We start from the raw sequence: 14,095 nt of genomic DNA, 5'->3' as shown, positions 1-14,095 counted from the left end.
TTTAATATCCGCCAGTTGAAGCCTGATTTTAGCATTCGCGGAGCCCCCCCTGTTCCACGTGGAACACGGCCCCGTCCGCCGCGAGTGAACGCCCCGCGGGCGGCGTGAAATCTGTCAACCACCGTTGCCCGGGATAGTCCTGCAGCACCGCCCAAACCCGGTCAGCTGACGCCGGTGACAGCTCTGCCGCCCAGTCGTCAATCAACAGCGGGCACCATACCTGGGTCGCCTCGGCAACGCCTTGCGCCTGCGCCAAAACGAACGACAGCACCAACAATTTCTGTTGACCGCGGCTGAGCGTCGCCCGGGCGGCATGGTCATCGGCCAGAATCCTGAGCTCAGCCCGATGCGGGCCCACCCGCGTGAAGCCGAGCTGACGATCGGTTTCACCGTTCTGCGCGAGCGCTTCTGCGAGCGACAACTGCCGGGCCGGCCAACCGGGCAACAAACGCAACCGGGGATGAATCCCGGGGAGTAACCGCTGGGCCGTCGCGGCAAAGGCGGGCGCCAACCGGTCGACATACAGCTGGCGGACCGCGGCGAGCCGCTCACCGTGCGTCGCCAACATTTGGGTCCACGGCTCCAACCGTTCAAGGCCGGCCTGCTGCTTAAGCAGCGCATTGCGTTGACGCAGCACCCGCTGGTATTGCCGCCACTCGGTCAGGAAGGAAGGTTCCACGTGGAACAATCCCCAATCGATGAGCCCACGCCGCACGCCGGGGCCCTCATCGATGACCCGGTGCAAGCCAGGCACCACCGTAAGGATGGGAAGTGCTCGCGCCGCATCCACGAGGGTGACAGGCTGACGATTGCAACTCAGCGCGAGGCGGCGCTGCTCGTAGCGGCCCCGCCAAGCGTCTGGCGCCGCCGCGGTCGGTTGTAGTTCGGCGCTCACCTGCCAGGCGCTGTCCGTTCCGTGCCGGGACAGTTCCGCCAGTTGCGGTGTCCGAAATGATCGCCCTCGCGACAGCACGGCCATCGCCTCGAGCAGGGTGGTCTTGCCGGCGGCGTTATCGCCGTAGATCAGGTTGAGGCCCGGCGCGGGTTGCCACGTCAACTGCGCAAAGATTCGGAACTGCCCCAACCTGAGTTGGGTGACTCTCATGCGCGAGCGTCGCAGCTCACAGCCGCATGGGCATCACGACATAGCGGCTGCTGCCATCTTCCGGGGCCTGGATCAGGCCGCTGGCGTCCGGATTTCGGAGATCCATCACGAAGGCATCACTGACCAAGGCGCCCAGGGCATCCAACAAGTAATTGACGTTGAAGCCAATCTCGAGCGGCGTGCCGTCGTACTGCACCTCCAGCTCTTCTTCGGCTTCTTCATGCTCCGGGTTGTGCGTTTGCAGAACCAGTTTGTTGGTCGACAGCGTAAGCCGGACGCCGCGGAATTTCTCGTTGGAGAGAATGGCGGTTCGGGCCAGCGCTCGCCGTACCGTTTCGCGCGGCGCTTCCAGACGCTTGTCACCGTTGTCCGGCACCACACGTTCGTAATCCGGGAAGCGGCCATCGATCAGTTTGGTGGTGAGCCGGATGACGTCGAGATCCACCTGTAGCTGACCACCGCCGATCTTCAGTGTCACCGGCTCTTCGGTATTGTCGAGCAACCGCTGCAACTCAAGAACCGCCTTGCGCGGCACGATGATCTGCTGGGTTTCGGCCACGCCGGTGTCTGCCGCGAGATCACTCAGCGCCAGGCGGTGGCCATCGGTGGCGACCGCACGCAGACGTTCAGCGCTGACTTCGAACAGGGTTCCGTTCAGGTAATACCGAACGTCCTGCTGCGCCATCGCGAACTGGGTGCGCTCGATCAGAATCTTGAGGCCGTGTTGCGGCACGGTCAGGGCGATGTCGTCGGTCAATGACCCCATGGCCGGAAATTCATCCGGCTTCAGGCATGCCAGCGAATAGCGACTGCGGCCCGACCGCAGCGTGGCTTTGTCACCGCTGACCTCCAGGGTCAGATCGGCTCCTTCCGGTAAGCCGCGGCAGATGTCGTACAGCTTGCGAGCGGGCACCGTTGCTCGACCGGGGGTCAGATTCTCCACCTGGGCCCGGGCCTGCAGTTCGATTTCGAGATCGGTGCCCGACACGACGAGCTGATCCTCCTGCAATTCAAGCAGGAAGTTGGACAGGATCGGCAAGGTTTGTCGTCTTTCGACCACGCCGATGACGGCCGACAGGGCCCCGAGCAGTTCGTTTCTCCCGACATTTAGTTTCATGGCGATCACTGAATAATGATGTTGTAAGAAGCTTCTACTTGTTAGTAGTAGGCAAGCGTCACTTCTGTGGGTAACTTAAATTTATTTATTTAATTCAAGAACTTACTTTAACTTTCAATAGACCTCAGCCTGCGGGTAAGACCGCCGACGACCTGTGGACAACCCGTGGAACAACTTTATCCACAGGTTGATCACCGAATTGTTCACGTACTTGTCCCTGCTGCCATCCACACCTTATGCAAATCCCAACTGCCGATGCAGAATTTCGTAGTCCTCGCGAATTTTCGCATCCTCGTTTCGGAGTTCAGCCACTTTGCGGCAGGCATGCAACACCGTCGTGTGATCCTTGCCGAAGGCTTCACCGATCTCGGGGAGACTATGCTGTGTCAGCTCTTTCGACAATGCCATGGCGATCTGCCGCGGCCTGGCCAGCGACCGCGTCCGGCGCGGCGACGACAGATCGGTGACCCGAATGTTGTAGTAGCCGGCGACCGTACGTTTGATGTTGTCCATCGTCACCAAGCGTTCGTAAGCGGCCAGCATGTCGCGCAAGGTGGCGCGGGCGAAGTCGACGGTCAGCGGTTCGCCGCGCAGCCGCGCACTCGCCGAAAGCCGATGCAATGCGCCCTCCAGCTCGCGCACGTTGGAACGGATCCGTTGCGCGACGAAAAACGCGACGTCCTCCGGCAGGCGCATGCGGACCTGTTCCGACTTTGACAGCAGAATGGCGACGCGGGTCTCGAGGTCCGGTGGTTCCACTGCCACGGCCAGGCCCCAGGTGAAGCGGGATTTCAGCCGATCGTCGATGCCGTCGACATCTTTGGGGTAGCGATCACAGGTCAGCACGATCTGACGACGACCGTCGATCAGCGCGTTGAAGGTGTGAAAGAACTCCTCCTGGGTCCGCTCCTTGTGGGCAAAGAAGTGGATGTCGTCGATCAACAGGGCGTCCACCGAACGGTAGTAGAGCTTGAAAGCGTCCTGCTTGCCGTGGCGAATCGCGGCCACCATCTGGTTGAGCCATTGCTCGGCGCCCAGGTAGGCGATCCTCGCTTGTGGGTTGGCCGTCAGGATGGTGTTGCCGACGGCGTGCATCAGGTGCGTCTTGCCGAGACCGGATTCACCATAGATGAGAAGTGGGTTGTAGGCGGTCCCCGGGGTTTCCACGACGTGCTGGGCGGCCGCTCGAGCCTGCGAATTGGACTTGCCTTCAATAAAGGACGCGAAGGTGTAGCGCGCATCCAGTCGGGCGACATAGCCGGCCGGGGTGTCATCTTCAGCGGGCGCGATCATCGGGCTGTTCGCGTTGGCCTCATCGCTGACGGGTGTCGGCGTCGGCGCCGATTCGGGTCGGCCGGCTGCGCCGACGGCCAGCTCGACCGTCAACGGGCTATCAGGGCTGGAGGCCCGCAGCGCGCGATTGATGGACGACAGGTATTCGGTCCGGACCCGATCCAGAACGATACGGTTGGGCGCCAGCAGCAGCAGACGGTCGCTGGTGACCACCGGCTGCAGCGGCCGGATCCAGGTGCTGAGGTCGCGATCCGGGAGTTCGGCTTCTAGCCAGGCGATACAGCGGCGCCAGAGTTCCTCGTTGGACATGGGGATCGGGTCGGGTGTGGTGTAAACGAGCACCCGGGCAGAAACCCGGCGCCGAAGTGTACGCCCGCCGTGTTGGCTTATCCACAGGCCGGACTGACGGCTTGCAGCGATCCGTGGGCTGCTGTAATCTCCGCGCCCCTGTTGTGTCGACCAGCGACGATTCCCATGAAAGACGGTATTCACCCCCAGTATGATTACGTGGTGTTCAAGGACGCTTCCGCGGACTTCACCTTCCGCGTGCGCTCGACCCTGAAGAGCAAGGAACGCATCACCTGGGAAGACGGCAAGGAGTATCCGCTGGTGACGCTCGATACCTCGTCGAAGTCGCACCCGTTCTATACCGGCAAGCGCACGGTGTCGGATACCGGTGGTCGTATCGACAAGTTCCGCAAGCGTTACGGCGGCTGATCGCCCTGCGGACATCAAGAACCGAGCCTCAGGCTCGGTTTTTTTATGGGCGGCCGCGGCGATCGGGCATGGCCCTTGCAGGTCGGTAACACCCGAAAACCGGCAAAGAATGATGGATCGGGCCCGGGGGTGCTGGCAGCGGGTGGGTAAAACTCGCTATCCTTGCGGGCGGAAAAGCGGCCTTCCGCGCACGCTGGACCCCTGAATCAGCATCACGATGGCTGCGGCCGTCGGCGAAATTCCGCGTGCGCCGCGTCGGGTGTCCCGACATCCCGCGCCTTTTACGAATGACAAGAGGATTACCTGAGATGAGTACGCCCAACTACAGCCTGGTCAACGACGCTACCGGGGAAAAGATCGAGCTCCCGGCCGTCTCGGGCACCCTCGGCCCGGTCGGCCTCGATGTCGGCAAGGTGTATGGCAAGTCGGGTGTGTTCACCTACGATCCCGGGTTCAGCTCGACCTGTTCGACGCAATCCTCGATCACCTACATCGACGGGGATGAAGGCGTGCTGCTGTACCGCGGTCACCCGGTCGACCAGCTCGCGCAGCACTGCTCGTTTGTCGAAGTGGCCTACCTGATTCTCCACGGCGAGCTCCCCAATGCTGCCCAGCTGGAGGATTTCGACCAGAACATCCGTCGCCACACCATGATCAACGAATCCCTCAAGGGGTTCTTCGGTGGGTTCCGCTACGACGCGCACCCGATGGCGATGTTGACCGGGGTGGTGGGTTCGCTCTCAGCCTTCTACCACGACACCACCAACAACAAGGACCCGCGGCACCGCGAGATCTTCGCGCACCGCATGATCGCCAAGATTCCGACCATCGCCGCTGCGGCCTACAAGCGGTACGTCGGGCAGCCGTTCATGTACCCGCAGAATCACCTGGACTACTGTTCCAACCTGCTGCATATGATGTTTGCGGTGCCGGCCGAGCCGTATCACGTTGATCCGGTGGCAGCCAAGGCGCTCGACGTGCTGTTCATCCTGCACGCCGACCATGAACAGAATGCCTCCACTTCCACCGTCCGCATGGCCGGGTCCACCGGCTGCAACCCCTACGCCGCCATCGCTTCCGGCATCGCCGCGCTGTGGGGCCCGGCGCACGGCGGCGCCAACGAAGCGGTGCTGAAGATGCTGGGTGAGATCGGCGATGTCAGCCAGGTCCAGGGCTTCATGGACAAGGTGAAGGACAAGAACAGCGGCGTGAGACTGATGGGCTTCGGCCACCGCGTTTACAAGAATTTCGACCCGCGCGCGACCATCATCCGCGAGCATTGCCACAAGGTGCTCAAGCACCTCGGAAAGGAAAACGATCCGCAACTGGAACTGGCGATGAAGCTCGAGGAGATCGCCCTGTCGGACGACTACTTCCGCGAGCGCAAGCTCTACCCGAACGTCGATTTCTACTCGGGCATCATCTACAAGGCGCTGGGCATTCCGGTGAACATGTTCACGCCGATGTTCGCCATTGCCCGCACGGTTGGCTGGGTGGCCCACTGGATCGAGATGATCTCCGACCCGACGATGCGTATCGCCCGTCCGCGGCAGGTCTACACCGGCGCGCCGCTGCGGGACGTGTCACCGATCGCCCAGCGCTGAGGAAGCGCCAGCGGTGACCCAAAGGCCCGCCTTCTGGCGGGCCTTTGTCATGCCGGGGGCCCTGACAACAGCGCCTCGACCTGTTCCCGCGTCAACCGTCGGAACGGCCGGTTGTCGAGTGGCGAGATCGGCGCCTGGCGCAGGCCATCGAGGGGAAACACCGCGATATCGACGCCGACCTGATCGGCTTCGAGCTGCACCAGGGGAATGTCGAGTACCCGGCCATTGCGGTCGCGGTAGCGACGGCCACCGTCGACGAAGGGAATGCCGCGGTCGAACAGGAACAGGTCAACCAGCTCTTGCGGGTCGGCGAAGGCGTGTAGCTGCACGCGATGCTGTGGCGTGACCGCGCCACTGACTGCGCCGCCGACCAGGCGCGGGCTGAAATCGGTGAGCAGCTTCATCGCCTCGACGGCAGTGCGCCGCATCGCTTGCAGGTGTTGGCGGTAGGGTTCGCCGCCGAACAGCCGCTGGTAGTCAATGATGGCGGCCTGAATCGCGGCATTGTCAGGTAGCGGCGTGCCCGGCCGGCAGCCCAGCGCCTCGAAGGCCCGCAGCTTGGCCAACCGGTAATCGGTCAGCTGGTGCTCGCAATAGATGCGGGCGGCGGTATCGACCAGCTCGGTATCCATGCCGCCATCGCCTCCGGGGGTCAGAACAGGTCGCCGACACCGTCTCCCGGACCGCCGGGCGCCGAGGCGGGGGCCTGCGTCGGGCTGGCATCGGGCAGGTGGTCGCGCTGGACGTACTCGAAGCGTGCATCGGGATCACCGGGACGCGCCAGCAGGCCGGTTTCGGGATCAATGCGAACGCTCACCACATCCGCGGGCGGTGGCGGGATCCGTTCAGGAACATCCTTCAGCGCGACCCGCATGTAGTCCATCCAGATCGGCAGTGCTGCCCGCCCACCCACTTCACCCCGACCCAGCGGTCGCGGTTGGTCGAAGCCGACCCAGGCCACGCCGACGCGGGCGGTGTTGAAGCCGGCGAACCAGGCATCGGTTTCGTCGTTGGTGGTGCCGGTCTTGCCGCCCAGGTCGTCGCGGCCAAGCTCGCGAACCTTGGCCCCGGTGCCGCGGCGGGTCACGTCGCGCAGCATGTCGGCTACCAGCCAGGCGACCGGCGCCGGTACCCGCTGCGCCGCGGCGCGCAGGTCCGGCGGCAGCGCAGCGCGGGCCTCGGGGTCGTCACAGGCGGTGCAGACCTCAACCCGCGGGGGCGACCACAGCACTTCGCCGGACAGGGTCTCGACCCGAAGAATCAGCCGCGGGACCACTTCATAGCCACCATTGGCGAGCGATCCGAAGGCCTGAGCCATCTCCATCGGGGTAAATACCGCGCTGCCGAGTGCCATCGTCAGGTCACGTGGCAGCCTTTCGATCGGCAAGCCGAAGGCCGCTGCGGTCTGCCGGGCCTGGTCGAAGCCGACCGCCTGCAACAGGCGGATCGACACCAGGTTGCGCGAGTGCACCAGGGCCTCGCGTAGTCGGGTGGGGCCGTAGAACTTGCCACTGTAGTTCTGCGGGCGCCAGGTCGATTCCAGCGCCGGATCATCGAACACCACCGGCGCATCCAGCACCACCGAGGCGGGGGTAAAGCCGGCTTGCAGGGCAGCGGCGTAGAGAAACGGCTTGAAGCTGGACCCGGCCTGCCGGCGCGCCTGAACCACCCGGTTGAACTTGGCGGCAAAGAAATCGTAACCGCCCACCAGGGCGCGGACCTCGCCGTTGGCGGGATCCAGCGCCACGAAGGCCGCCTGTGCCTCCGGCACCTGCGCCAGCCGCCAACGGTCGCCGCTGCGGCGGATGCGAATCAGATCGCCGCGCTGCAGTGCGCGCTTGGCGTCCAGCTTCGCCCAGGCCCAGCCAGCGGCCGGAAGGCGTTGCTCGCCCTCCAGGGTATGCAGGGTCGCTTCCTCGGGACCAATGGCAGTCACCACCGCCGGGACCAATTCTGCCCAGCGTGGCCCTGCCGTCAGCGCAGCGTCCCATTGCGCCGGGTCACCGGTATCGAGCCGCTGCTCGGGCCCCCGCCAACCATGGCGTTCCTCGTATGCCATCAAGCCGTCACGCACTGCCATCACGGCCGCCGCCTGTTCGCGACCGTCCAGCGTGGTGATGACGCGCAGCCCATCGGTATAGGCCGCCTCGCCGAAGCGTTCCACCACCAGCGCCCGCACCATCTCGACGGCGTAGTGGGCGTCGACATCGAGCGTCGGCCGATACGGGCTGACCACCATCGGTTCGGCGCGCGCCGCGGCCAGCGTGGCCGCGTCGATGAAGCCGGCGTCATGCATCCGTCCGAGAACGTAATCGCGGCGGTCGCGGGCCCGTTCCGGATTGGCGATGGGGTTGTCGCGGGAGGGCGCCTTGGGCAGACCGGCCAGCGTTGCCGCCTGAGACAGGCTCAGGGCCTCCACGTCGGCATTGAAGTAGACCCTTGCGGCCGCACCGACGCCATAGGCGCGCTCGCCAAGGTAGATTTTGTTCAGATAGAGCTCGAGGATCTCGGACTTGTCGAGCTCGGCCTCGATCGCCTGGGCGAGGAGAATTTCGCGGAACTTGCGGGTATAGGTTTTCTCGCTGCTGAGAAACACGTTTCGCGCAAGTTGCATGGTGATGGTGCTGCCACCCTGCGCCTTTTCGCCCGTCATGATCAGGTTGACGGCGGCTCGCGCCAGGCCCATCAGATCGATTCCGCCATGCGCAAAAAAGCGCTGGTCCTCGGCGGCCACGAAGGCTCCGATCAGCTGCCGCGGCAATTGATCGAAGCGCAGCAGGGCTCGGCGCTCCGAGCCGAATTCACCGATCAGCTGACCATCGCGGGCATAGACCCGCAGCGGCTCCGAAAGCTGCAGCTCGCGAAGGCTGTCGACAGGCGGCAAGCCCGCCCGGACCTGCTGTACGACGACGCCGGCGGTGGCCAGCACGATCAGCGTCAGCCCCGCCAACAGCGACACCAACAGCCCCCAGCCGCGGGTCAGCCGAAAGCCACCGCTCACGACGCGCGCACCGGACAGCGGGGGAGAAATCGAATCTTATGTTGTGGCATCAGGTATTTGCGAAACAAACTTCGAGTTGCATTGGAAAGCCGTTCGGCTATATTACGGGTCGCCGTGTCAAACGCCACTTGGGGCGCGCACGGTCTCAGCGAAAGGGTGCGCGAGGGGCGTTATGTCCATCAAGCAGAAGCTGTTCGGCGGGGGAAGCGAAGCACTGGTCGGGTTGGACATCAGTTCCAGCTCGGTAAAGCTGCTCGAACTCGGCCGCAAGGGGTCAGGTTTCGAAGTGCTGGCCTATGCGGTCGAAGCGCTGCCGCCCAATGCTGTCATCGACAAACAAGTGGCCGAGCCACAGATTGTCGGCGAAGCCATCCAGCGTGCTGTCGCCAAGGCTGGGACCCGAACCCGCGCCGCCGCGGTCGCGGTGGCCGGTCCGGCGGTGATCACCAAGGTCGTGCAGATGTCGTCCTTCCTGAAGGATGACGACATGGAACAGCAGATCCGTGCAGAAGCCGACCAGTACATCCCCTACCCGATTGAAGAAGTGGCCATCGATTTCCAGGTGGTGGCCCCGAGCGCCAGTGGCGGTGAGCTGGTCGACGTATTGCTGGCCGCCTGCCGCAAAGAGCAGGTGGAAAGCCGCTGTTCCGCCGTGCAGATGGGCGGCTTGCGGCCGCGGGTGGTCGACATCGAGAGTTACGCGCTGGAAAGCGCCTGCCGCCTGCTGACCCACCAGATGCCCAATGGCGGCCGTGAACAGACCATCGCGGTGATCGACATGGGCGCCAGCAGCACCTCCATGCTCATGTTGCATGACCTCAAGACGGTCTATGCCCGCGACACCGCCTTCGGTGGCAAGCAGTTGACCGAAGACATCATGCGGACCTTCGGCATGTCCTACGAGGAGGCCGGGCGTGCCAAGCGCACCAGCAGCCTGCCCGACAACTACGCTGCCGACGTGCTCGAACCGTTTCTGGCCGACATGACGCAGCAGATTGACCGTGGTCTGCAGTTTTTCTTTTCGGCCGCGTCGCAGTACACCAGCGTCGACCAGCTGATCCTGGCCGGAGGCTGCGCCCAGATCCCCGAGGTTGACCGCTTTATCGAAGGGCGGTTGCGCATTCCGACCGTGGTGGCCAAGCCGTTCAACACGCTGTCGGTGACCTCGCGTGCCAAGCCCAACCTGCTGGGCCGCGACGAATCTTCCCTGCTGCTCGCCTGTGGCCTGGCGTTGCGGGCCTTCGACGACGAGGAGGGCTGAGGCGTGGCAACACGGATCAACCTGCTCGACTGGCGCGCTGAACGGCGCGCCCAGCGCAAGCAGCAGTTCCTCACCCTGTTGGCTCTCGGTGCATTTGCCGCGGCTGCAGTCGGCGCGGCCGGCTACTTCATCTCCAGTGGTGCGGTCGACCACCAGAAAGCGCGCAACAACTACCTCAAACAGCAGATCACCGAGATCGATCAGAAGATCAAGGAGATCCAGGATCTCGAGCGCACCAAGGAAAACCTGCTGGCCCGGATGCGGGTGATCGAGTCACTGCAATCCAGTCGCTCTGCGACCGTCCATTTCTTCGACGAGGTGGTGAATACCCTGCCCGAGGGCATCACCCTGACCGGGCTGCGCCAGCAGGGCACGCAGGTGACCATCGACGGGGTCGCAGAATCCAACGGGCGGGTATCCGCCTACATGAAGAATCTCGATGCGTCGCCGTGGTTCGCCGATCCGCGATTGGTGGTGATCAAGACCGGTGAAGGAGGGCGCAGCAGCCGGGCGAGCCAGTTCACCCTGCAGGTGAAGAGCCTGACCAAGGCGGCGAACACGGCCGACGAGGAGGGCGCGGAATGAAGAGCGCGCAAGACATCTTCGAGGAACTGCAGTCCCTCGACCCGCAGAATCCCGGCGCCTGGCCGCTGTATGCGCGGATCGGTGCCATCGTCATTCTCGCCGCCGCCATCATCACCGCCAGTTGGTTTTTCCTGGTGAAGCCGCAGCTCGAACAGTTGAAGGTCGAGCAGGCTACCGAGGCAAAGCTGCGCACCGAATTTGAAACCAAGCAGCGCAAGGTCGCCAACCTCGACGCTTACAAGGACCAGTTGGCCGAAATGGAGCGCTCCTTTGGCTCCATGCTGCGGCAGCTGCCCAGCAAGACAGAGGTGGCCAACCTGCTGAACGACATTTCGCAGACACGCGTCGCCTCCAGTCTGGAGGAGGAGCTGTTCCGGCCGGCTGGCGAAGTGCCGAAGGACTTCTATGCGGAGCTGCCGAATCAGATCGTGGTGATCGGCTCGTACCATGAGATGGGCGAGTTCGTCAGCGGCATCGCCGCGCTGCCCCGCATCGTCACCATTGAAAACGTCGACATCAAGCCGGCCGACGCCGGACGTCGCGGCGCCAGCATTACCTCCGGCAACCTGCGGATGCAGGCGATCGCCAAGACCTATCGGTATCTCGACGACGAGGAAATTGCCGAGCAGGAAGCGGCCAAACGGCCGGCCAAGCGGGGGCGTCGCTGATGAGCCGTCACCTGTCACTGCCATTGATCGGCGCGCTGCTCGTCGCCAGCCTTGGGCTCGGGGGCTGCAGCCGCAGCATGGACGACCTCGAGGCTTACGTCGCCGAGGTGAAGAGTCGCAAGAGCCGCCAGATCGAACCGATCCCGCAGGTCAAGCAGTTCGAGAGCTTCACCTATGTCGCCGGCGACCGGCCGGACCCGTTCCTGCCAGTCGAGCCGGAACAGGGCGACGACGGCTTTCTCGCCGACGCCGGCCTGAAGCCCAACATCAACCGCAACAAGGAGCCGCTGGAGGAGTTTCCGCTGGACGGCATGCGGATGCTGGGCACCATTCTTTACGAGGGCCGCGTTTCCGCACTGATCCGCGCGCCCGACGGCATCATTCACCGCGTCACGCGAGGCAACCACATGGGCCAGAACTACGGCGAGATCGTCGCAATTGACGAAAATCAGGTCCAGCTCAGCGAGATCGTGCCCGATGGCTTCGGCGGCTGGGTGAAACGCCCGGCCGTGCTGGCGCTGTCCGAGTGAACCGAGGCCGAACCCTGGAGTGGCAGACATGAATTGGAACTTTCCCCGGAAACTGACCGTCGCCCTGCTGGGCGTGTTCGGTCTTGCATGGCTGGTGGTGGCCGGGGCGCAGGGCGTGCCGGCTGCAGACACCAGCCGTCCCGCACTGGTGTCGATGGACGCGGTGCCGCTGGCGCGTGAACAGGTGCTGATCACCCTCAGCCTGTCCGGTCCGGCCCCGGAGCCGAGCAGCTTTACCATCGAGAAGCCGGCGCGACTGTCGGTCGACCTGCCCAACACCCGTCTGGCGCTCGCCGAGCGCTTTCGCCGCATCAACCAGGGACGCGTGCAGACGGTAGCAGCAGCCGAAGCCCAGGGACGCACACGGGTGGTCGTCGAGATGACCGAGCTGGTGCCGCACAGCATTCGCACCGAGGGCAACCGCATTTTCATCAAGCTGTCGCCAGAAGGCGCGCCATCGATGGCATCTGCCACCGGCAGCAGCAGCAGTGCCGCCGCCGCAACGCCGTCGCGTCTCGCGCCGGCCGCGTCGATGATCAACGACATTGATTTCCGCCGCGGCGAGAAGGGCGAGGCACGGGTCCAGGTGCGGCTTGGCGATGTCGCCACCCCGGTGGAGGTGACCGAAGAGAACGGTCAGATCGTGGCCCGGTTCAAGAGTGTGCAGTTGCCCGACGCACTGGCCCGGCGCCTGGATGTGATCGATTTCGCCACCCCGGCCAAATATGTCGATGCCCGGCAGGTCGGGATCAATGTCGAGGTGCGGATCACCCCGGTCGAAAACGCCGACTTCGAGCAGCTGGCATATCAGTCCGACGAACTGTTTACCCTCGAGTTGCAGCCGCTGACCGAAAGCCAGCTCGAAGCCCGCCGTGCCGCGCAACCGCAGTACACCGGCGAGCGCATCTCGTTGTCGTTCCAGAGCATTGATCTGCGCTCCTTGCTGCAGATCATCGCCGACGTTGCCGGCACCAACATGGTGATCAGCGACGCGGTCTCGGGTGAAGTGGCGATGCGCCTGCAGAATGTGCCGTGGGACCAGGCACTCGACATCATCATGCGCACCAAGGGTCTGGCCATGCGCCAGCAGGGCAACGTCATGCTGGTGGCGCCGATGGACGAGATCGCCGCCCGTGAAAAGGCCGAGATGGAGGCTGCCGCCCAGAAAGTACAGCTGGCGCCGCTGCGGTCGGAGCTGATCCAGGTCAACTATGCCAAGGCCTCCGATATCGCCAACCTGTTGCGTGCGGGTGAAACCTCGCTGCTGTCAGAGCGCGGACGGGTCACCGTCGACGACCGCACCAACACCCTGATCGTGCTCGACACTCGAGAGAAGCTATCGGAAGTACGCGCCCTGATCGAGCGCCTCGACGTCCCCGTTCGGCAGGTCTTGATCGAGTCCCGCATCGTGGTTGCGCGTGACGACTTCCGCCGCGATATCGGTTCCCGTTTCGGCGTGACCGCCGCTGCCGAGAGCGGCAGCAACGGCCTGGTCACCACCAGCGGTACCAATGCGCTCGGCACCGATCCCATCGTCAACGACTTCCTCACGCCGCCGGTCGGTTTCCCGGTGACGCCGCCGGGGTCATCGCTCAACCGCTACAACGTCAACCTGCCGGCAGCACCCTCGGGTGGCACCGCCGGGTCAATCGCGTTCGCCATTCTCGGCTCCGATTTCCTGATCGACCTGGAGCTGTCGGCCCTGCAGACCGAGGGCAAGGGCGAAGTGATTTCAACGCCGCGAGTGATCACCGCCAACGGCAAACAGGCCACCATCGAGCAGGGTACCGAAATCCCCTTCCAGACCTCGGCGGGCGGCAATCAGGCGTCCACCACCTCCTTCAAGAAGGCGGTGTTGAGCCTGACCGTGACCCCACAGATCACCCCTGACAACCGCATCCTGATGGATCTCGACGTCACCAACGACACCGTTGGCCAGATCGTGCCCTCCGGCAACGGCGGCTCGCAGCCCAGCATCGACACCCGGCGTCTGTCGACGCAGGTGCTGGTGCGTACGGGGGATACCATCGTGCTTGGTGGCATCTTCGAGCAGTCCAGCAGCACGGACGCCTCAAAGGTCCCGTTGCTCGGCGACATTCCCATTCTCGGGCACCTGTTCCGCAACAACAGCCGCTCCAATACCAAGCGCGAATTGCTGATCTTCGTGACCCCGAAGATGATCCAGGAAGGGCTGCGGGTAAACTGATTTTCGGG

Annotated in this window: 12 protein-coding genes; 7 read left to right on the top strand and 5 right to left on the bottom strand. The window is 64.0% G+C overall.

Translation table 11 applies throughout. The annotated features are described in order from the left end of the window. Positions 1-28 precede the first annotated feature (28 nt). The 3 genes from recF to dnaA all read right to left on the bottom strand — a co-directional run bounded on the left by recF (position 29) and on the right by dnaA (position 3,824). Positions 29-1,105 carry a DNA replication/repair protein RecF gene (gene recF / locus JN531_RS06135; protein ID WP_228347979.1) on the bottom strand — a complete coding sequence of 359 codons (1,077 nt, stop codon included), beginning with the start codon at positions 1,103-1,105 and terminating at the stop codon, positions 29-31. A 16-nt stretch (positions 1,106-1,121) separates the two neighbouring features. Next, positions 1,122-2,222 carry a DNA polymerase III subunit beta gene (gene dnaN, locus JN531_RS06130; RefSeq protein ID WP_228347978.1) on the bottom strand — a complete coding sequence of 367 codons (1,101 nt, stop codon included), beginning with the start codon at positions 2,220-2,222 and terminating at the stop codon, positions 1,122-1,124. A gap of 234 nt (positions 2,223-2,456) precedes the next feature. Next, the gene (dnaA, locus tag JN531_RS06125; protein WP_228347977.1) at positions 2,457-3,824 is read right to left on the bottom strand and encodes a chromosomal replication initiator protein DnaA; all 1,368 of its coding nucleotides are present in this window, start codon (positions 3,822-3,824) and stop codon (positions 2,457-2,459) included. Between the two features lie 165 nt (positions 3,825-3,989). Here dnaA and JN531_RS06120 point away from each other — a divergent pair, with 165 nt between their 5' ends. Together JN531_RS06120 and JN531_RS06115 are read left to right on the top strand one after the other, a co-directional pair. Beyond that, positions 3,990-4,232 (top strand): type B 50S ribosomal protein L31, encoded by a 243-nt coding sequence (locus tag JN531_RS06120; protein WP_228347976.1) that lies wholly within the window; start codon positions 3,990-3,992, stop codon positions 4,230-4,232. Between the two features lie 308 nt (positions 4,233-4,540). Next, positions 4,541-5,836, top strand: coding sequence for a citrate synthase (locus JN531_RS06115; protein WP_228347975.1), 1,296 nt, complete (start codon positions 4,541-4,543; stop codon positions 5,834-5,836). 47 nt (positions 5,837-5,883) lie between these two features. On the opposite strand, the gene JN531_RS06110 is transcribed toward JN531_RS06115, so the two are convergent. Together JN531_RS06110 and JN531_RS06105 are read right to left on the bottom strand one after the other, a co-directional pair. Further along, a complete protein-coding gene (locus JN531_RS06110) occupies positions 5,884-6,468 on the bottom strand; it encodes a hypothetical protein (protein WP_228347974.1) in 585 nt (194 codons plus the stop codon). Positions 6,469-6,488: 20 nt separating this feature from the next. Next, the gene (locus tag JN531_RS06105; protein ID WP_228347973.1) at positions 6,489-8,837 is read right to left on the bottom strand and encodes a penicillin-binding protein 1A; all 2,349 of its coding nucleotides are present in this window, start codon (positions 8,835-8,837) and stop codon (positions 6,489-6,491) included. A gap of 172 nt (positions 8,838-9,009) precedes the next feature. Between JN531_RS06105 and JN531_RS06100 the strand changes: the two genes are divergently transcribed. Genes JN531_RS06100 through JN531_RS06080 form a run of 5 tightly spaced genes read left to right on the top strand, consistent with a single transcriptional unit; the run spans position 9,010 to position 14,087 of the window. Next, positions 9,010-10,098: a pilus assembly protein PilM gene (locus JN531_RS06100; RefSeq protein WP_228347972.1), complete on the top strand. Its 1,089-nt coding sequence runs from the start codon at positions 9,010-9,012 to the stop codon at positions 10,096-10,098. A gap of 3 nt (positions 10,099-10,101) precedes the next feature. Continuing rightward, a complete protein-coding gene (locus JN531_RS06095) occupies positions 10,102-10,683 on the top strand; it encodes a PilN domain-containing protein (RefSeq protein WP_228347971.1) in 582 nt (193 codons plus the stop codon). Then, complete coding sequence (locus tag JN531_RS06090; protein WP_228347970.1) at positions 10,680-11,351, top strand: type IV pilus inner membrane component PilO; 672 nt, start codon at positions 10,680-10,682, stop codon at positions 11,349-11,351. The genes JN531_RS06095 and JN531_RS06090 overlap by 4 nt, the downstream gene beginning before the upstream one ends. Continuing rightward, positions 11,351-11,881: a pilus assembly protein PilP gene (locus JN531_RS06085; protein WP_228347969.1), complete on the top strand. Its 531-nt coding sequence runs from the start codon at positions 11,351-11,353 to the stop codon at positions 11,879-11,881. The genes JN531_RS06090 and JN531_RS06085 overlap by 1 nt, the downstream gene beginning before the upstream one ends. 28 nt (positions 11,882-11,909) lie before the next feature. After that, complete coding sequence (locus tag JN531_RS06080; protein ID WP_228347968.1) at positions 11,910-14,087, top strand: type IV pilus secretin PilQ; 2,178 nt, start codon at positions 11,910-11,912, stop codon at positions 14,085-14,087. Positions 14,088-14,095 lie beyond the last annotated feature (8 nt).

This window comes from Flagellatimonas centrodinii (genome assembly GCF_016918765.2).
Lineage (GTDB): Bacteria > Pseudomonadota > Gammaproteobacteria > Nevskiales > Nevskiaceae > Polycyclovorans > Polycyclovorans centrodinii.
The sequence above is the reverse complement of the archived record's forward strand: the minus strand, read 5'-3'. Positions and strand labels throughout refer to the sequence as shown.